At 52.5% G+C, this 17,789-nt stretch carries 19 protein-coding genes; 11 read left to right on the top strand and 8 right to left on the bottom strand.

What is annotated here, in order from left to right; genetic code table 11:
• Positions 1–130: 130 nt before the first annotated feature.
• Positions 131–667, bottom strand: coding sequence for a YbhB/YbcL family Raf kinase inhibitor-like protein (locus FBY13_RS13815; RefSeq protein WP_096011704.1), 537 nt, complete (start codon positions 665–667; stop codon positions 131–133).
• Between the two features lie 363 nt (positions 668–1,030).
• Between FBY13_RS13815 and FBY13_RS13810 the strand changes: the two genes are divergently transcribed.
• Both FBY13_RS13810 and FBY13_RS13805 read left to right on the top strand, forming a co-directional pair.
• The gene (locus FBY13_RS13810) at positions 1,031–1,204 is read left to right on the top strand and encodes a GhoT/OrtT family toxin (RefSeq protein ID WP_074180956.1); all 174 of its coding nucleotides are present in this window, start codon (positions 1,031–1,033) and stop codon (positions 1,202–1,204) included.
• A gap of 315 nt (positions 1,205–1,519) precedes the next feature.
• Entirely contained in the window at positions 1,520–2,455 is a 936-nt protein-coding gene (locus tag FBY13_RS13805; protein ID WP_109717737.1) for an Rpn family recombination-promoting nuclease/putative transposase, read from the top strand.
• A 113-nt stretch (positions 2,456–2,568) separates the two neighbouring features.
• On the opposite strand, the gene clcA is transcribed toward FBY13_RS13805, so the two are convergent.
• Complete coding sequence (gene clcA, locus FBY13_RS13800) at positions 2,569–3,987, bottom strand: H(+)/Cl(-) exchange transporter ClcA (protein WP_370513224.1); 1,419 nt, start codon at positions 3,985–3,987, stop codon at positions 2,569–2,571.
• Positions 3,988–4,080: 93 nt separating this feature from the next.
• Positions 4,081–4,224: a hypothetical protein gene (locus FBY13_RS23460; RefSeq protein ID WP_186440818.1), complete on the bottom strand. Its 144-nt coding sequence runs from the start codon at positions 4,222–4,224 to the stop codon at positions 4,081–4,083.
• A gap of 22 nt (positions 4,225–4,246) precedes the next feature.
• Here FBY13_RS23460 and glsB point away from each other — a divergent pair, with 22 nt between their 5' ends.
• The gene (gene glsB / locus FBY13_RS13795) at positions 4,247–5,167 is read left to right on the top strand and encodes a glutaminase B (protein ID WP_109717735.1); all 921 of its coding nucleotides are present in this window, start codon (positions 4,247–4,249) and stop codon (positions 5,165–5,167) included.
• A gap of 1 nt (position 5,168) precedes the next feature.
• Here the strand turns inward: glsB and FBY13_RS13790 are convergent, their stop codons facing one another.
• Positions 5,169–6,110, bottom strand: a complete 942-nt coding sequence (locus FBY13_RS13790) for a D-2-hydroxyacid dehydrogenase (protein ID WP_145394431.1) — start codon at positions 6,108–6,110, stop codon at positions 5,169–5,171.
• Positions 6,111–6,319: 209 nt separating this feature from the next.
• On the opposite strand from FBY13_RS13790, the gene FBY13_RS13785 reads away from it, so the two are divergent.
• Positions 6,320–6,730 carry a DUF2946 domain-containing protein gene (locus tag FBY13_RS13785; protein WP_063877032.1) on the top strand — a complete coding sequence of 137 codons (411 nt, stop codon included), beginning with the start codon at positions 6,320–6,322 and terminating at the stop codon, positions 6,728–6,730.
• 61 nt (positions 6,731–6,791) lie between these two features.
• Positions 6,792–8,534, top strand: coding sequence for a DUF2534 family protein (locus FBY13_RS13780; protein ID WP_145394430.1), 1,743 nt, complete (start codon positions 6,792–6,794; stop codon positions 8,532–8,534).
• Between the two features lie 70 nt (positions 8,535–8,604).
• Here the strand turns inward: FBY13_RS13780 and FBY13_RS13775 are convergent, their stop codons facing one another.
• Positions 8,605–8,823, bottom strand: coding sequence for a DNA-binding protein (locus tag FBY13_RS13775; RefSeq protein WP_063877030.1), 219 nt, complete (start codon positions 8,821–8,823; stop codon positions 8,605–8,607).
• Positions 8,824–8,991: 168 nt separating this feature from the next.
• On the opposite strand from FBY13_RS13775, the gene FBY13_RS13770 reads away from it, so the two are divergent.
• The 6 genes from FBY13_RS13770 to crtB all read left to right on the top strand — a co-directional run bounded on the left by FBY13_RS13770 (position 8,992) and on the right by crtB (position 15,530).
• A complete protein-coding gene (locus FBY13_RS13770) occupies positions 8,992–9,522 on the top strand; it encodes a YtfJ family protein (RefSeq protein ID WP_181377149.1) in 531 nt (176 codons plus the stop codon).
• Between the two features lie 246 nt (positions 9,523–9,768).
• Positions 9,769–10,677: a polyprenyl synthetase family protein gene (locus tag FBY13_RS13765; protein ID WP_145394429.1), complete on the top strand. Its 909-nt coding sequence runs from the start codon at positions 9,769–9,771 to the stop codon at positions 10,675–10,677.
• A gap of 9 nt (positions 10,678–10,686) precedes the next feature.
• Positions 10,687–11,982 carry a glycosyltransferase gene (locus FBY13_RS13760; RefSeq protein ID WP_145394428.1) on the top strand — a complete coding sequence of 432 codons (1,296 nt, stop codon included), beginning with the start codon at positions 10,687–10,689 and terminating at the stop codon, positions 11,980–11,982.
• Positions 11,966–13,114: a lycopene beta-cyclase CrtY gene (gene crtY, locus FBY13_RS13755; protein ID WP_145394427.1), complete on the top strand. Its 1,149-nt coding sequence runs from the start codon at positions 11,966–11,968 to the stop codon at positions 13,112–13,114. The genes FBY13_RS13760 and crtY overlap by 17 nt, the downstream gene beginning before the upstream one ends.
• Before the next feature lie 11 nt (positions 13,115–13,125).
• Positions 13,126–14,604 (top strand): phytoene desaturase, encoded by a 1,479-nt coding sequence (locus tag FBY13_RS13750; RefSeq protein WP_145394426.1) that lies wholly within the window; start codon positions 13,126–13,128, stop codon positions 14,602–14,604.
• A complete protein-coding gene (gene crtB / locus FBY13_RS13745) occupies positions 14,601–15,530 on the top strand; it encodes a 15-cis-phytoene synthase CrtB (RefSeq protein ID WP_063877024.1) in 930 nt (309 codons plus the stop codon). Before FBY13_RS13750 ends, crtB begins: the two co-directional genes overlap by 4 nt.
• Here the strand turns inward: crtB and FBY13_RS13740 are convergent.
• The 3 genes from FBY13_RS13740 to FBY13_RS13730 form a co-directional block, all read right to left on the bottom strand.
• Positions 15,469–15,996, bottom strand: coding sequence for a sterol desaturase family protein (locus FBY13_RS13740; RefSeq protein WP_063877023.1), 528 nt, complete (start codon positions 15,994–15,996; stop codon positions 15,469–15,471). The two genes, crtB and FBY13_RS13740, sit on opposite strands and share 62 nt — an antisense overlap.
• A 112-nt stretch (positions 15,997–16,108) precedes the next feature.
• Entirely contained in the window at positions 16,109–17,125 is a 1,017-nt protein-coding gene (locus tag FBY13_RS13735; RefSeq protein ID WP_063877022.1) for an NAD(P)-dependent alcohol dehydrogenase, read from the bottom strand.
• Between the two features lie 12 nt (positions 17,126–17,137).
• Positions 17,138–17,722: a flavin reductase family protein gene (locus tag FBY13_RS13730; protein ID WP_063877021.1), complete on the bottom strand. Its 585-nt coding sequence runs from the start codon at positions 17,720–17,722 to the stop codon at positions 17,138–17,140.
• Between the last annotated feature and the right edge of the window lie 67 nt (positions 17,723–17,789).

Genomic DNA, 17,789 nt, shown 5'->3' with positions numbered 1-17,789 from the left:
GTGAGAGTTCCATAAAAAAGGGTCCATGATGAACATGAACCCTTTTTACACCTGCCACTGGATCGGTCAACCGATCCTTAAATGATCGGCATTAGTCCGCAGGGTGTTTTTTTATGTGCTACCGTCAGACTCAGTCATTGCCAAAGCGGGCCACCGTGCTGGCCGCACCAAGAGAATGGCCTTTAAGTTTGTTCAGTAGCTGATCCTGTGTTAACCCGGCCTCAAGCACCGACGGCGCCAGATCGGTAGCGATAAGCACGAAATTATAATGGTGAATACCTGAGCCCACAGGTGGACAAGGTCCGTAATAATGCGCAGTGCCTGGTGAGTTTTTCCCTCCGGTGTACCCCTTTCCTTGCGTCAGTTCACCTTGGGCAAAAGCGGTACGATCGGCGGCAATGTTATAGGCCACCATATGGGTTACACCCAATCCTTTAGCGCCGACAGGATCGGTCATCACTAAAGCAAAGCTTTTGGTGCCTGCCGGTATTTCAGACCAGTTAAGTTCGGGCGATACGTTATCACCGGTACAGGCGGCGTTACTTTTATTGGCACCTGCAAACTTTTTGTCTAACAGACCATTATCACTGAAGTCTTTTGATTGCAGCGTCAAAGCAAAAGCCGAAGGACATAAAAGGATTAACAACAGATAGGAAAGTTTATTCACCTGATACTCCTGTGTTATCGAGACCTGAGGGGCGACGATATGTTAGCCCCGCGTTGAAACAGTATATGTCTCAAAATCGGCCCCGTAATAGTAACAGGCACTCAGGGAACAGAGGGCTAGCGAACGTTAAAACCTGTCATTCGCCAGACAACCTCGGCACTGAGGATCGGCCTGCGAGCAGGGATAAAGCCGCGTTAAATGGCAACGTTTCAGGGTGAAATCGCCAGTGATGGCCAGCAGGCAGGCAACAACACCCCAGCTTAGCTGCCATTTTTTTATTTACACAAAAGGCCGGATACTTGATCTGAGTCACAAAATTCCGCATGATCTGTACCAGACAACGAAACAGACGGCGGGGCTAAAATGACACTTTATCAACATATGTTGGTCTTCTACGGCGTTGTTGCCTCGGTAGCGGCATTAATCACCTTCTTTATCGCCAAAGATAAACTCAGCATAAAATTACTGAGTGCTCTTTTGGTCGGCGCAACCTGGCCTATGAGCTTCCCCGTCGCGCTGATGTTTGCATTATTTTAGTCATCTCAATTTATAAGCTTTTCAATGCAGGGCCCATTTACCTCTTGCGCTTCGCCCTTATCACGCTGAGGTGCACTCCCCGACCCATTTTGCGTGAAGTTGCACAGCGCTAAATCTGCAGGCTTTACAGCCACACTAAATCGTCTTTTACTGACCTCCGGCACCTCAACGCAACGACTCACAGGTTCCAGCCCTTGTGGACGGATCGTTGCCGCGCGTCATGCCTGATTATTTCGGGTTTTCAGACCACGCCAGGTTTGATGACGCGATGCCAAAGGGACATACCGTAGGGTATCCGGTTAAGGACGATAAACCGTGAAAAAAAAGCACAGTACACCGACGCCTCACGATGCCACCTTTCGCCAGTTTCTGACGCAGCCAGAGATTGCACGAGATTTTATCGAACTGCATCTTCCTGCGGGATTACGTGCGATTTGCGACCTCAGTTCATTAAAGCTTGAATCGGGATCGTTCATTGAAGACGACCTGCGTCAGTATTTCAGCGATGTGCTATATCGCATGAAAACAACGACCGGCGGAGAGGGTTATATCCATGTGCTCATTGAGCATCAGTCCACCCCGGACAAACATATGGCCTTCAGATTGTTACGCTATGCGGTAGCGGCAATGCAGCGCCATCTGGCCGCCGGGCATAAAAAACTGCCGCTGGTCATTCCGATACTTTTTTATGCAGGGAAGCGCAGCCCCTATCCCTATTCCACCCGATGGCTGGATGGATTTGAATATCCAGAGCTGGCGGGAAAATTCTACAGCAGGGAATTTCCATTAGTGGATGTCACGGTAATACCGGATGACGAGATTATGCACCATCGCAGCATGGCCGCACTCACGTTGCTACAGAAGCATATACACCGGCGTGATATCGCCACACTGGCCGATCGCCTGGTCACGCTCTTAATGGCGAATCATCTTTCTTCACCACAGGTAACTACACTGGTACACTATTTAGTTCAGGCAGGTGAGTCAGCGGACTCCGAAGCCTTTGTTCGCGAACTGGCACAACGCGTGCCGCAGCACGGAGATGCGCTAATGACCATTGCCCAACAGCTTGAGCAGAAAGGTATTGAGAAAGGCCTTGAGCAAGGCGTGCAGATTGGCAGGAACGAAGGCAAGCGTGAAGTCGCCCGTAGCCTGCTCAACATGGGCATGCCACATGACGCTATTAGGGAAGCAACGGGTCTGAGTGAAGACGCGCTGGCCCAGCTATGCCAGGAGTCAGCAGGGCTTTAAGACGGTCTGTCAGTCAGGGCCGATTGTCTTAACCTGGACAGCCAGACCTGCAGCCAGGCTGTCACCTAAATACATCTTCCGTTTCGCTTTTAAATACTCCTTCGCTGCCACCCTCAGGCTCGCTCGCGCTTTGTATTATCCTCTGGATCGTTTTGTTGCTGCTTAGCCAGCGTCCGCGCAAGAAGGGTTGAATACAATGGCGTTCCTCCGAAGTATTGTGCGGATAAGGTAGCGCCAAGGCAGGTAATAATCATGGGCAGGATCAGTTGGTAATTATTGGTCATCTCCAGCACCAAAATAATGCCGGTCAGCGGAGCGCGTACCGAGGCCGCAAATAACGCCCCCATGCCCGCTACCGCAAAGGTTGCGGCTTCAAGGTGATATTCTGGGAACATCGCGACACAGAGTTGACCCACGCTGATGCCAAGTAACGTACCAAGCGTCAGCATGGGCGCAAAGATGCCGCCGGGCGCTCCGGACGCAAAACACAATAAGGTGGTTAAGGCTCGCAATAAAAACAGGCAAAGTAATGCCGTTGATGTGTAATGACCCGCTGAAAAATCAGGGATAAGCGTAATACCGCCAGTGACGGCCTGAGGCAGGATTAACCCCAGCAAACCGCACAATCCTCCCAACACCGCACCACCCAGCACCCAACGTGACGTCTGGCCCTTATGTAGCTTTTGAAACAGATCCTGAAGCGTAAATATCAGGCGATTAAAGGCAACACCGCAGCCACCAAACAAAATCCCCAACAGTAAATATAACCAGAGGGTTTGTATCGGCGCATCTTTCAGCTGTCCGATATCAATAATGGGCTCGTTACCGTTCAGAGTGCGAAAAACGATACTTGATGTAATCACGCCAACAAACACGGCTTTGATGGATATCAGGCTAAAACGAAACTGCAGGCGCATTTCTTCGATGATGAACAGAATGCCAGCCAGTGGCGCATTGAAGGCGGCGGCCAGCCCAGAGGCGGCACCGGTCGCCAGAATAGTATGGCGCGATTCAGACGAGCGCATGCGAAAAATATCCAGACACATGCGGCCGATATTCCCACCGATTTGCACCGTCGGCCCTTCACGTCCCAGCACCATTCCCGACCCTAACGCGCCCAAACCACCCACAAATTTAACCGGTAGAACCCGCCACCAGCGTACCGGTCGCAGTTCTTCCAGCGCCCCTTCAATCTCGGGAATGCCTGAACCTCCCGCTTCAGGGGCAAAGCGTCTGACGAGGAAATACCCTATCGCCGCCAGGACGGCAGAGAAAATAAAGGCGTACAATCCCAGTAATATGCCCTGATTCTCGAATTGGCTAAGCCAGTTGAGGCGGGAATGAATGACCCAGCTCACCGCTTTATCAAATGCCACTGCCGTTAATCCCGTCAGTACCCCCACCAGCGCGGCCAGCAGCAGCAATGCGATCGGCGTTTTGTCACGCCGTATAAGATATTGCAACAACCGCAACCGACGGGGACGGAAGATTCCGGGTCGATTTGAAACAAAAGCGCGCATGCCTGACCTCAAAATTAGCGTGCTAAACAGCACCAACAATGCAAATTAAATCCAGAGGTTATCGCATCTCCGCCATAATTCCTCGCTTTTATTTATTTCCGAATTTTAGTAAATCAGCAAACCCACTACGGCAAAATGAATGATGAGCCGCAATGGCAACCTGTGCATAGATTTCAGATGTCGTCTGGCAATTTTACCGGCAACCCATTGATTTGCGGCTTCAGGACGCTCATCATCCTGCGCCATCATCCATTCTTCTGGAGAGACGTGTGTGACCACTCTTAGTAATACATTGCTGGAAGCCGTTCTTGATCAGGTTCGTCCATTGGTTCATCAAGGTAAGGTCGCAGACTATATTCCGGCACTGGCTGACGTCGCAGCGGATAACCTGGGTATAGCAGTGTGTTTGCGTGATGGCACTGTTTTTCAGGCAGGCGATGCTGAAACACGTTTTTCGATCCAGTCAATTTCCAAAGTGCTCTCTTTGAGCGTTGCTCTGACACGCTATGACGATGCCGAGATATGGCAGCGCGTGGGTAAGGAACCGTCCGGCCAACCTTTTAATTCACTGGTTCAACTTGAACTGGAGCAGGGAAAGCCGCGCAACCCCTTTATCAACGCTGGGGCACTGGTGATCTGCGATTTGCTGGAGACACGGCTGACTGCGCCTCGCCAGCGCATGCTTGAGATCATCCGTCAACTCAGTCAGCAACCCGATATTCAGTATGATCGCCATGTCGCCCGCTCAGAATATGAACACTCTGCCCGTAATGCGGCGATCGCCTGGCTGATGAAGTCGTTTGGTAATTTTAATAACGACGTCACCAGCGTGATGCAGACGTACTTCCACTATTGCTCGCTGTCTATGAACTGTATTGAACTGGCTCGCAGTTTTATTTATTTGGCTAACCAGGGAAAAACGCTGGAGGGTTCAGCCTTGATCACCTCCCGTCAGGCCCGACAAATCAATGCACTGATGATCACCAGTGGTATGTATGACGGAGCAGGCGAATTTGCCTGGCGGGTGGGAATGCCGGCTAAATCAGGCGTAGGAGGTGGCATCATTGCCGTGATCCCCGGTGAAATGAGTATCGCTGTCTGGTCACCGGGTTTAGACAATGCAGGTAATTCATTAGCCGGCACTGCCGCGCTGGAGTGCCTGACCGATAAACTAGGACGCTCGATTTTCTGACTTAGCTTACTACATTGACAGGACGGTTCTGTTCGAAGCCAGCCAGATTGACCATGATGCCCTGTAGCAGGTTATGCATACCGCTATGACTCGCCCAGGCAACATGCGGCGTCAGGATCAGATTCGGGATATCGGGCTGGAGTAAGGGATGATCCGCTGCAGGCGGTTCACTCGTGAGCACATCCAGTGCAGCACCGGCAAGCGTACCATTTCGTAGCGCCTCCGCCAGATGGGCTTCATGAATTAAACCGCCTCGCGCAGTATTGATCAGTAGCGCCTGGGGTTTCATTTTGCTCAGCGTGTCACGATCGATCAGTTGCCGGGTTTGCTCACTCAAAGGGCAGTGCAATGAAATGATATCGCTGGAGGCCAGCATCTCGTCAAAGCTTACATAGCCGTCACGTACCTTGCTGCTGCCCTTGCGTTCAGCATAAACAACTCGCATTCCCAGCGCCTGTGCCAGCCTGCCTACAGCGGTGCCAATATCGCCCTTACCCACGATACCCAACGTCGCGCCAGCGATATCTTGTATCGGCGTCTGGTGCAGGCAAAAATGAGAGGATTCAGGCCATAAATGACGCGTGCTGTTAGCGTATTCCACTATCTGGCGTCGCAGGGCAAAAATGAACGCGATCACGCCCTCGGAAACACTTTGCGTTGAATAGCCCGGAATGTTGCTGACCACAATACCGCGTTCTTTGCAGGCCGCGATATCAATACAGTCATAGCCGGTTGCCGTCACACAGACGTAGCGTAGCTCAGGCAGCGCTGCCAGCGTTGCTGCGCGCAAGGGTACCTTATTAGTAATGGCAATGGTCGCGCCCTTGAGCGCCATAACAATCTCGTCCTCTGCCGTGTCATGACGAAATTGCCAGTCACTACACCAGGTGGGTTGCGGTGGGGGTACGGGCAATGTGCCGCCATCCAGCGTTACAATTTTCATTAAGTCCCTCTCAAATAACAACAACACAGATTAATAATGTTATTTAAATGTACGACATGAGTAACAAGAAAGTTAACCTCAAAGCTAATTAAGGTGAAGGTGTTCAAAAGGTGCTAATTTTTTTGTCTTAAGTGCCATTTTTTTTAACCCTTTTATCTACGCCGCGTTACACTGCCGCCCTTAAATTGTAAATAACTGTCCTCGTTTTGATGATGAAATCCACCCGCTATAAACGACAACGCCTGAGCGCCTGTATTGCGATACTGGCCGTACTGCTGTTGTTTATTGCACCGGTGGTATCTAAAAATCTTGTTGAACACCATGATGCCATGGTCATGTCGGGCATGAGTGCGGATATGCCGATGATGGATCATCACAGCGACAGGGCGATGGCCGATCACAGCATGATGATGGATGATGGCGTCGCCTGCGGTTATTGTGATCTGTTGGTGCATGTCCCGTTAATGTTGTGGGTGTTTATTCCCTTCATCTGGCTAATGTGCCTTATCAGCCGCGCCCCTCCGCCGCAACACATTGTACACCTTGCGTTGCCACGCCTGAAGGGGAGTTATCGGCCTCGCGCGCCCCCGTTGTCCCGATTGTTTATCTCCTTTATGTGATCTTTTTTTCACGCCAGCGTGCGGGAAGAAAACCCCGGTATTCTGAAAATAGGGAATAGCTATGACCTTTTCACGGGAAAACAATCCACCTCCTCGCGGGGCGGTACTGACTGTACTTCGTCGTCTACATTTTTATATTGGCCTGTTTATTGCGCCATTTATTTTTATTGCCGCATTAACCGGCACCTTGTATGTCATAACGCCGCAATTAGAGAACTTTATTTATAAAGACGCATTAACCACTGACGCGCAGGCGCAGGGCCATGCCAAACCCCTTTCTGCGCAAATTAATGCGGCACGACATTATGCGGGTAATTTACGGATCTATGCCGTTCGTCCTGCCCCTGGCGCACAGGATACAACACGTGTGCAATTCTCAGATCCGCAGTTAGGCCCTTCAGAATCGCGTTCGATTTTTATCGATCCTTATACGCTTGGTGTGAAAGGCGATATGACGGTTTATGGCACCAGCGGCGTGTTGCCACTGCGCATGTGGCTCGATCAGGTTCATCGCGGTTTGCTGCTGGGTGATATCGGCCGTAATTACAGTGAGCTGGCGGCGTCGTGGTTATGGGTAGCGGCATTGGGCGGCATCGTATTGTGGCTGGGCACACGTCCCCGTCGTAAGGTCAAAAAGACAGGTGCTGGTTTTGCTTTAACGCGTTCCTGGCACGTCACACTTGGCTTAGTGCTGTCGCTGGGTCTGGTGTTTTTCTCCGTAACGGGATTAACCTGGTCACAATGGGCTGGCAATAATATCGATAAAATGCGTAGCGACTTTGGCTGGTTGACGCCTCAGGTCAGAACCGCGTTAAACGGTGATGCGCCAGCGGTGCCTGCCGATCCTCACGCCGACCACCATGCCACGATGGACGGTATGACGATGAGCGGCGCTATGCCAGCCATGTCAGATCACCAGGCCCGCACTCCCGCCATCCTTAATCAGCCCGACGCTGACTGGGACAGGGTTGAGGCCGCCGCACGCAGAGCAGGCCTGGAGGCGGCAAAAATTGAATTACGTCAACCGAAAAGTGGGGGTCAGGCATGGACGGTGAGTGAGATTGACCGCCGCTGGCCGAGCCATGTCGATTCGGTTTCTGTTAATCCTGATAACTTTAGCATTGTCGACCACGTAGAGTTTGCCCATTTCCCTCTGGTCGCAAAACTGACGCGCTGGGGCGTGGATGCGCACATGGGCGTGCTGTTTGGGCTGCCCAATCAACTCATCCTGGTGCTGTTTGGCGCGGGCTTGTGTGCGATGATCGTATTGGGCTATCGCATGTGGTGGATTCGCCGTCCGGCATTACCGCAGGTTAATCCCGTGCAAACCCTGCTGTCGGCATGGCTGGTTTTACCGCGCTATCTTCAGGGCGCAAGCCTGATGCTTGCCCTGGTATTAGGTTATGCGTTGCCGCTGATGGGATTGAGTTTACTGGCCTTCGCCCTGCTCGACATCCAGCGCTGGCGAAAAGCGCATCGCGCCACGCGTCAGGATACTGTCACACCGCTGGACAAACAGTCCCCGCTGGCGATTGTGCAATCCCGTTTTGCCGTTAAGCGTAAAGAGATGCGTTATTTTCTGCGCAGTGTCGTCATTCTGGCGATAATAGTGGGAACGGTCATGGCGCGAGCCATGGTGAGTGGCGTCATTGAACAATACAACATCCCTTTCAGCGACTGGACGCTAATGATGTATATCACTCAGGCCATGATGATTTTGCTTTATACCACGGTATTCACCGGCTTGATGTCTATTCCACTCTGGTATTTCTTCCTGGGTGAAAGCGACGAGCAGGGCAAATAAATACGACGCCCGCCTGGTGCGGGCGTTTTATTGATCGTAACGATATACCGGGTAATTTCAGTCCACGTATTTAATCATGGTGGACAACATGGGCACGTTGCAGCGCATGTTTAAACTGACTGACATCCTCTCTCAACCAATGGCGTTGCGTCAGAGGCAGGTGCTCCAGCGCCTCGGGAAGAGGCACACCATTTAATTCGCCTTGATTGCAAAGCGCCCTGACCAGGCTTGCCTGAGAAATGCCCAGGTAGACCGCCATTTCAGATAATGTCATAAGATCTGAGTGCATGCTTACCTCCTGACCCTGAATTGTTGATGCATTTTTGTTCAATCCCATCCCGCCGTTATTGATCTAAAACAGGAATGGGCATAAAACAGTCAAAGGGTTGATAAAATTGCTAAGCTGGTAAGATGGCTCCCAATAACCAGAGATAACACAGTGCAACATTATGGATTGATGGCGCTTTTGCTCGTTTCCTGTTGGGCAAACGCCCATAACATCGTTGTCGGGCAGCCTCTACCGTCTGTTTTTATTGCGGATAAAGGTGAGATGCGGCTCGATAGCGGAAAGATTGACTATCAAAAATGGAACAGTCTGACTCTGACGGGGAAAACACGTTTAATTATTCACGTTGCGGGTCGATTATCGGCAAAAGAACAGTCGGCAGCTCTCATTGACGCTCTTCAGCACGCCAACCTGCCTAAAAAACAATTCCAGACCACGACCATCGTCAATACTGATGATGCTTTACCTGGCAGCAGTCTGTTTGTGGTCAATAGTATCCGCGCCAGTAAAAAAGCATCGCCATGGGAACAGTTTATTATCGACAGTAGCGGTGTGGCACAGCACCGCTGGCAGCTTAAGCCCGAAGGTGCGGCAGTCATTGTGCTGGACCAGAAGGGACAGGTGAAATTTGCTAAAGACACGGCGCTCAGTGCTAATGACGTTTCTCAGGTAATTGCGACATTACGTGCACTGGCAGGCTGAACCCCGGGCGCTGAGGAAAACCTGTCACGCCACAGGCAAATACGACGGAGGTTTATGAATTCTCCACCTTTTCCACAGGCTCAACTAGTATTAATTATGTGGATTTAGCGAGAAAAAACCTGAAACCCTAAATGTAAAAATAACGGGTAAGCCTGCCAACCATGTTATGGCAGATTAAGCGTTTCTTTAAAGGGCATCGCACTTTTAGCGTTGTCATAAATGTATCCGTTGATAAGGACAGCCCGAATGACGGTCTGCGCAAAAAAACACGTTCATTCCACTCGCAGTGCTGCTGAGCAATTACTGGCTGATATTGATCGGCGGCTTGAGCAGTTATTGCCTGTCGAGGGAGAACGGGATTTTGTAGGTGCCGCGATGCGTGAGGGCGCGCTGGCACCGGGTAAACGTATTCGCCCGATGCTGTTGTTGCTCACAGCACGCGATCTGGGCTGCGCTGTCAGCCACGAGGGATTGCTGGATCTCGCCTGCGCCGTGGAAATGGTGCACGCGGCATCGTTGATTCTTGATGATATGCCCTGCATGGACGATGCGCAGATGCGTCGGGGCCGCCCTACCGTTCACTGTCAGTACGGCGAGCATGTGGCAATACTGGCGGCGGTCGCCTTACTGAGCAAAGCCTTTGGGGTCATTGCTGATGCAGATGGCCTGACGCCGCTGGCAAAAAACCGCGCAGTGTCAGAATTATCAAACGCCATTGGTATGCAAGGTCTGGTACAGGGTCAGTTTAAGGATCTGTCAGAAGGCGATAAGCCGCGCAGCGCTGAAGCCATTTTGATGACGAACCACTTTAAAACCAGCACCCTGTTTTGCGCGTCTATGCAGATGGCCTCAATTGTGGCGAATGCCTCCAGCGAAGCACGCGATTACCTACACCGTTTTTCGCTTGATCTCGGTCAGGCGTTTCAGCTGCTGGACGATTTAACGGATGGCATGGCTGACACGGGTAAGGACATCAATCAGGATGAAGGCAAATCGACCCTGGTCAATTTATTAGGCTCCAGAGCAGTTGAAGAGCGTCTGCGGCAGCATCTGCATCTCGCCAGTGAGCACCTCTCAGCCGCGTGTCAAAACGGTCATTCTACTCAACAATTTATCCAGGCCTGGTTTGACAAAAAACTCGCTGCCGTCAGTTAAGGATGCTGCATGAGCCACTTCGCGGCGATCGCTCCGCCTTTTTACAGCCATGTCCGTGCACTGGAAAACCTCGCTCAGGAGTTAGTGGCTCGCGGTCATCGGGTGACCTTTATTCAGCAACAGGACACTAAACCACTCATTCAGCATCCCCACATCGGATTTCATGCTGTAGGAGAAGAAAGCCATCCGTCTGGCTCATTATCGCGCCTGCTGCACTTAGCGGCCCATCCTCTGGGGCCGTCAATGCTTCGGCTCATCAATGAAATGGCGCGCACCAGCGATATGCTGTGCCAGGCGCTCCCCAGAGCCTTTAACGATTTGGCGATAGATGGCGTCATCGTTGATCAGATGGAGCCGGCAGGCGCTCTGGTCGCTGAAGCGCTGGGGCTGCCGTTTGTCTCGGTTGCCTGTGCACTCCCGCTTAATCGCGAACCGGATTTGCCCCTGGCGGTGATGCCTTTTGACTATGGCACCAGCGATGCCGCACGTGAGCGCTATGCAGCCAGCGAAAAAATTTATGACTGGCTGATGCGTCGGCATGACCGCGTCATTGCCCATCACAGTCACAGGATGGGCTTAGCACCCCGGGATAAACTCCATCAGTGTTTTTCGCCATTGGCACAAATCAGTCAGCTTATTCCAGAACTGGATTTTCCCCGTAAAGCGCTACCGGCTTGTTTTCATGCTGTTGGCCCCCTGCGAGAAACGCAGACGACATCAACCTCTTCGCCGCTTTATTTTTCGCCGTCTGAAAAGCCCCGAATTTTCGCCTCGCTGGGCACGTTGCAGGGTCATCGCTACGGTCTGTTTAAAACCATCGTGAAAGCCTGTGAAGAGATTGATGGTCAGCTTCTGTTGGCGCACTGTGGCCGCCTGACTGCCTTTCAGGCCGAAGAGCTGGCGCGAAGCCGTCACACGCAGGTTGTGGATTTTGCCGATCAGTCGGCCGCGCTCTCGCAGGCGCAGCTTGCCATTACCCATGGCGGGATGAATACGGTGCTGGATGCCATTAATTATCGTACGCCCCTTTTAGCCCTTCCGTTGGCATTTGATCAGCCCGGCGTGGCCTCACGCATTGTTTATCATGGGATAGGAAAACGTGCGTCCCGTTTTACCACCAGCCATGCGCTGGCGCGTCAGATGCGTGCATTGCTGACCAACGTCGACTACCCGCAACGCATGACGAAAATCCAGACCGCCCTTCGTTTAGCCGGCGGCACAATGGCCGCTGCAGATATCGTTGAGCAGGCCATGCGCACCGGCCAGCCCGTTTTGAAGGGGAGCGGCTATGCGACCGCATTATGATCTGATTTTAGTGGGTGCCGGGCTGGCTAATGGCCTCATTGCCCTGCGCCTTCAGCAGCAGCAACCTGACATGCGTATTCTGCTTATCGAAGCGGACCCCCAGGCGGGCGGTAATCATACCTGGTCCTTTCACGACGCTGATTTAACCGAGAGCCAACATCGCTGGATAGCTCCGCTGGTGGTATATCACTGGCCCGACTATCAGGTCCGCTTTCCCACGCGACGTCGTAAGCTGAACAGCGGCTATTTTTCTGTGACTTCGCAGCGTTTTGCCGAGGTTTTACAACAGAAGTTTGGTCAGCATTTATGGATTAGCCGCGCGGTGGCAGAGGTTCACGCCGACGCTGTTCGACTGAATAATGGTCAGGTCATCAGCGCCAGCGCGGTGATTGATGGGCGAGGTTATACGCCAAATTCAGCGCTGAACGTGGGATTCCAGGCGTTTATCGGACAGGAATGGCGACTCAGTAAACCGCACGGTTTATCCTCACCCATTATTATGGATGCCACGGTCGATCAGCAAAATGGTTATCGCTTTGTTTACAGCCTGCCGCTATCTGCGACAGAACTGTTAATCGAAGATACCCACTATATCGATAACGCGACACTGGAACCTGAACGCGTGCGACAAAATATTCGCGATTATGCTGCCCAGCAGGATTGGCAGCTTCAGACTCTGCTTCGTGAGGAACAGGGCGCATTGCCAATAACCTTAACGGGCGATAGCACCGCGTTTTGGCAGCAACAGCCTTTAGCCTGCAGTGGACTGCGTGCCGGACTGTTTCACCCCACAACCGGTTATTCACTCCCCCTTGCGGTTGCGCTGGCCGATCGCCTGAGTGCGCTTGATGTCTTTACATCGTCCTCAATTCATCAGGCGATTACCCACTTTGCCCGCGAGCGCTGGCAGCAGCAACGCTTTTTCCGCATGTTGAATCGCATGCTGTTTTTAGCGGGACCCGCCGATTCACGCTGGCGTGTTATGCAGCGCTTCTATGGTTTACCTGAAGATTTAATCTCCCGTTTTTATGCGGGCAAACTCACGCTGACCGATCGGCTACGTATTCTGAGCGGCAAGCCGCCTGTTCCGGTATTAGCGGCATTGCAGGCAATTCTGACGACTCATCGTTAAAGAGCGACAACATGAAACCAACTACGGTAATTGGTGCAGGCTTTGGTGGCCTGGCATTGGCAATTCGTCTGCAGGCGGCGGGGCTCCCTGTCTTACTGCTTGAGCAACGCGACAAACCCGGTGGCCGGGCTTATGTCTATGAAGATCAGGGATTCACTTTTGATGCAGGGCCTACCGTTATTACCGATCCCAGCGCCATTGAAGAACTCTTTACCCTGGCGGGAAAACAGTTAAAAGATTACGTTGAACTGCTGCCGGTTGCGCCGTTTTATCGCCTGTGTTGGGAGTCAGGAAAGGTTTTCAATTACGATAACGATCAGGCACAGCTTGAGGCGCAGATTCAGCAGTTTAATCCACGCGATGTTGAAGGCTATCGTCAGTTTCTGGACTATTCACGTGCGGTGTTTAAAGAAGGCTATCTGAAGCTTGGCACCGTGCCTTTCTTGTCGTTCAGGGATATGCTTCGCGCCGCGCCCCATCTGGCGAAACTGCAGGCATGGCGAAGCGTTTACAGTAAAGTTGCCAGCTACATTGAGGATGAACATCTTCGTCAGGCGTTTTCTTTTCACTCGCTGTTAGTGGGCGGCAATCCCTTCGCCACCTCCTCCATTTATACGCTAATACATGCACTCGAACGCGAATGGGGCGTCTGGTTTCCACGCGGTGGCACCGGGGCATTAGTGAAAGGGATGATAAAGCTGTTTCAGGATCTGGGTGGCGAAGTGGTACTGAATGCGAAGGTCAGCCACATGGAAACCACGGGGGATACCATTGAAGCCGTGCATTTAGAGGACGGACGCAGATTCCCGACCCGGGCTGTCGCTTCCAATGCGGATGTGGTTCACACCTATCGCGACCTGTTAAGTCAGCATCCTGCCGCCGTGAAGCAGTCGAAAAAACTGCAAACTAAGCGCATGAGCAACTCATTGTTTGTCCTCTATTTTGGTCTGAATCACCATCACGATCAGCTTGCCCACCATACGGTTTGTTTCGGCCCTCGCTACCGTGAGCTGATTCATGAAATTTTCAATCATGACGGACTCGCAGACGATTTCTCACTTTACCTGCACGCACCTTGTGTCACGGATTCGTCACTGGCACCGGAAGGTTGCGGCAGTTACTATGTGTTAGCTCCCGTGCCACATTTAGGCACAGCGAACCTCGACTGGACGGTTGAAGGGCCGCGACTGCGCGATCGTATTTTTGAGTACCTTGAGCAACATTACATGCCTGGCTTGCGTAGCCAGTTGGTTACGCAGCGAATGTTTACGCCGTTCGATTTTCGCGACCAGCTCAATGCCTATCAAGGCTCAGCCTTTTCTGTTGAGCCCGTTCTCACACAGAGCGCCTGGTTTCGACCGCACAACCGCGATAAAACCATTAATAATCTTTACCTGGTAGGTGCAGGCACCCATCCCGGCGCGGGCATTCCCGGCGTGATCGGCTCGGCTAAGGCAACTGCAGGTTTAATGCTGGAGGACCTGATTTGAATAATCCGTCGTTACTCAATCATGCGGTCGAAACGATGGCTGTTGGCTCGAAAAGTTTTGCGACTGCCTCAAAGTTATTTGACGCAAAAACCCGGCGCAGCGTACTTATGCTCTACTCCTGGTGCCGCCATTGTGACGACGTGATTGACGATCAAACCCTGGGTTTTCAAACCGATCAGCCGTCATTACAAACGCCTGAGCAACGCCTGATGCAGTTGGAGATGAAAACGCGCCAGGCCTATGCCGGATCGCAGATGCACGAACCGGCATTTGCTGCGTTTCAGGAAGTGGCGATGGCCCACGATATTGCGCCCGCTTACGCGTTTGATCATCTGGAAGGCTTTGCCATGGATGTGCGTGAGGCGGAGTACATTCAGTTGGACGATACATTACGGTATTGCTATCACGTTGCAGGCGTGGTCGGCTTGATGATGGCGCAAATTATGGGCGTACGCGATAACGCTACACTGGATCGCGCCTGTGACCTTGGGCTGGCATTTCAGTTAACCAACATCGCCCGCGATATTGTGGAAGATGCGCATGTGGGTCGTTGTTACCTGCCGGCGAGTTGGCTGGAAAATGAAGGACTGAATAAAGAAAATTATGCGGCACCGGAAAACCGTCAGGCGCTGAGCCGCATCGCCCGACGTCTGGTGCAGGAAGCCGAACCTTACTATTTGTCCGCTACGGCGGGACTGGCCGGGCTGCCCTTGCGCTCAGCCTGGGCCATCGCCACAGCGAAGCAGGTTTATCGTAAAATTGGGGTGAAAGTTGAACAGGCAGGAACAGAAGCCTGGGACCATCGGCAGTCAACCACGACACCCGAAAAATTATCGCTTCTGTTGATGGCATCCGGTCAGGCCATTACTTCCCGGATGCGGCCTCATCCGCCTCGCCCTGCCCATCTCTGGCAGCGCCCGATTTAGCCGAATGTCGTTCTCTTAGCGTCGCCTGAAGTTTTGATAGGGGCGGCGCATAGAGAAAACCAAAAGAAACACAGCCTTCTTTGCCTCTTACGGCATGATGCATACGGTGGGCCATATACAACCGCTTCAGGTAGCCTTTGCGCGGAATATACCGGAACGGCCAACGCTGATGCACCAGCCCGTCGTGAACCATGAAATAGAGCAATCCATAGGCCGTCATGCCCGCACCAATCCACTGAAGCGGCCACATTCCCGTACTGCCCAGATAAATAAGCAGGATCGATAATCCAGCAAACACAACGGCATAAAGATCGTTAACTTCAAACGCGCCTTTGCGTGGTTCATGGTGGGAAAGATGCCATCCCCAACCCCAGCCATGCATGATGTATTTATGTGCCAGTGCAGCAACCACTTCCATGCCAATCACAGTAATCAACACGATCAGGGCATTCCAAATCCACAACATAATTTCTCCAGTAGAGACGTCCGGCATCAGGCGTGAGGATTTAATTTTAACAGAGATTAGCCGCGCTATTGGTGGGAAAGAAAAAAGGCGCGCCAGAAAGGCGCGCCGGAGATTAGAAATCGGCTTTCAGAACCACACGGTAGTTGGCTTTACCTGCGCGAACGTGTTCCAGTGCCTCGTTGATTTTGGACATGGGGAAATATTCCACCGTCGGCGCGATATCCGCGCGGCCAGCCAGTTTCAACAGAGAACGCAACTGAGCAGGTGAACCGGTTGAAGAACCGGTAACGGCACGGTCGCCTAAAATCAGGCTAAAGGCAGGCACATCAAACGGCTTCAATACTGCACCAACGGTATGGAACTTGCCGCGTGGTGCCAGCGCCGCAAAGTAGGGTTGCCAGTCGAGGTCAACCGCAACAGTGCTGATAATCAGGTCAAACTGTCCCGCCAGCCCTTTTAACGCTTCTGGGTCACGGCTGTTCACCACATGGTCGGCGCCCATATCCAGAATGGCTTGCTTTTTATTGGCCGAAGAGCTGAACGCGGTGACTTCTGCGCCCATCGCATGCAGAATTTTGATGGCGATATGACCCAGACCACCAATACCGATCACGCCGACGCGGCTCATCGCGGTGATGTTATGCATCAGTAAAGGTTTAAATACGGTGATCCCACCGCACAGCAGCGGACCGGCCGTTGCCGCATCCAGCTTTTCAGGTAGTGGAATGACCCACTGCCAGTTAGCGCGCAGCTTATCAGCGAAACCGCCGTTGTTACCGATGGTCGTTGTGGTGCCATTGGCACAGTTAACATGATCGCCGCTGATGCACGGATCGCAATGCTGACAGCTTTTCGCTGTCCAGCCGATGCCCACGCGCTGTCCCAGCTTCAGGCCTTTACTTTTGGCACTGTCGCCAAGCGCAGCCACGCGCCCAATCACTTCGTGACCGGCAACCACGGGATAGGCTGAAATCCCCCATTCATTGTCGATCATCGACAGATCTGAATGGCATACACCGCAATATTCAACTTCGACTTCGACATCTTCTGCGTCTAACGGGCCTGGATCATAGTCGTAACGCTCCAGTGCTTGTCCCGCCTGCATGGCTGCGTAACTCTTAATTGTCATTCTGTACCTCATTTAACGCGTTGATTTGGCAGTCAGCGTGTTCGCCACCGTCACGAACTGGCCACCGCCAAGGTGATGTAAAGTATGTAGGGCTGAGTTACTGTCATCAAAATGCCAGCGCCCATCGTAAAAGACCCGACTGTCAGCAGCAGCAGTGACCACTTCGCCAAACAGGGTGTCATATGCCTGCTGTGCTTCTGTTTCCGGCAGTAAACGGCATTCCATCCAGGCTACACAGCTCTCTTCCAACAGAGGCACACCGAAGTGCTGACTCTCACTGGCCTGAATGGAGAACGCCGCAAATTTATCCTGGTCGCGTCCTGTCGTGCTGCCGACGGCATACGTGAGGTCGACAAAACTTGCGGCGGGCACACAAATACCAAATGCGCCGCTGGCTTCAATCAGCTCACGTGACCAGGTCGATTTATCCACAATGATGGCCACCCGCGGCGGCGAAAACTCTACCGGCACTGACCAGGCCGCAGCCATGATGTTGCGACGCTCAGACTGACTGTCCCGACTGGTAATTAATATCGTCGGCCCATGATTCAGCAGGCGGCTTGCATGTTCGAGCGCGACTGGACGAAAATGCGACATTCAATAATCCTTACGTCCCGGGCCAGGAAAACGCGACGCCCGGTTCCGGGTTGATAAACGGGTTACT

Origin of the sequence: Pantoea sp. SJZ147 (genome assembly GCF_007828605.1) — a bacterium.
GTDB classification, from domain to species: Bacteria; Pseudomonadota; Gammaproteobacteria; order Enterobacterales; family Enterobacteriaceae; genus Pantoea; species Pantoea allii.
The sequence above is the reverse complement of the archived record's forward strand: the minus strand, read 5'-3'. Positions and strand labels throughout refer to the sequence as shown.

What these genes read in the sequence shown, in the direction of transcription:
- FBY13_RS13810 (WP_074180956.1), top strand. Translation starts at nt 1,031, where the DNA reads ATGACACTTTATCAACATATGTTGGTCTTCTACGGCGTTGTTGCCTCG.
- FBY13_RS23460 (WP_186440818.1), bottom strand. Translation starts at nt 4,224, where the DNA reads ATGATGGCGCAGGATGATGAGCGTCCTGAAGCCGCAAATCAATGGGTT.
- FBY13_RS13790 (WP_145394431.1), bottom strand. Translation starts at nt 6,110, where the DNA reads ATGAAAATTGTAACGCTGGATGGCGGCACATTGCCCGTACCCCCACCG.
- FBY13_RS13785 (WP_063877032.1), top strand. Translation starts at nt 6,320, where the DNA reads ATGATGAAATCCACCCGCTATAAACGACAACGCCTGAGCGCCTGTATT.
- FBY13_RS13780 (WP_145394430.1), top strand. Translation starts at nt 6,792, where the DNA reads ATGACCTTTTCACGGGAAAACAATCCACCTCCTCGCGGGGCGGTACTG.
- FBY13_RS13775 (WP_063877030.1), bottom strand. Translation starts at nt 8,823, where the DNA reads ATGCACTCAGATCTTATGACATTATCTGAAATGGCGGTCTACCTGGGC.
- FBY13_RS13770 (WP_181377149.1), top strand. Translation starts at nt 8,992, where the DNA reads ATGGCGCTTTTGCTCGTTTCCTGTTGGGCAAACGCCCATAACATCGTT.
- FBY13_RS13765 (WP_145394429.1), top strand. Translation starts at nt 9,769, where the DNA reads ATGACGGTCTGCGCAAAAAAACACGTTCATTCCACTCGCAGTGCTGCT.
- FBY13_RS13760 (WP_145394428.1), top strand. Translation starts at nt 10,687, where the DNA reads ATGAGCCACTTCGCGGCGATCGCTCCGCCTTTTTACAGCCATGTCCGT.
- crtY (WP_145394427.1), top strand. Translation starts at nt 11,966, where the DNA reads ATGCGACCGCATTATGATCTGATTTTAGTGGGTGCCGGGCTGGCTAAT.
- FBY13_RS13750 (WP_145394426.1), top strand. Translation starts at nt 13,126, where the DNA reads ATGAAACCAACTACGGTAATTGGTGCAGGCTTTGGTGGCCTGGCATTG.
- FBY13_RS13740 (WP_063877023.1), bottom strand. Translation starts at nt 15,996, where the DNA reads ATGTTGTGGATTTGGAATGCCCTGATCGTGTTGATTACTGTGATTGGC.
- FBY13_RS13735 (WP_063877022.1), bottom strand. Translation starts at nt 17,125, where the DNA reads ATGACAATTAAGAGTTACGCAGCCATGCAGGCGGGACAAGCACTGGAG.
- FBY13_RS13730 (WP_063877021.1), bottom strand. Translation starts at nt 17,722, where the DNA reads ATGTCGCATTTTCGTCCAGTCGCGCTCGAACATGCAAGCCGCCTGCTG.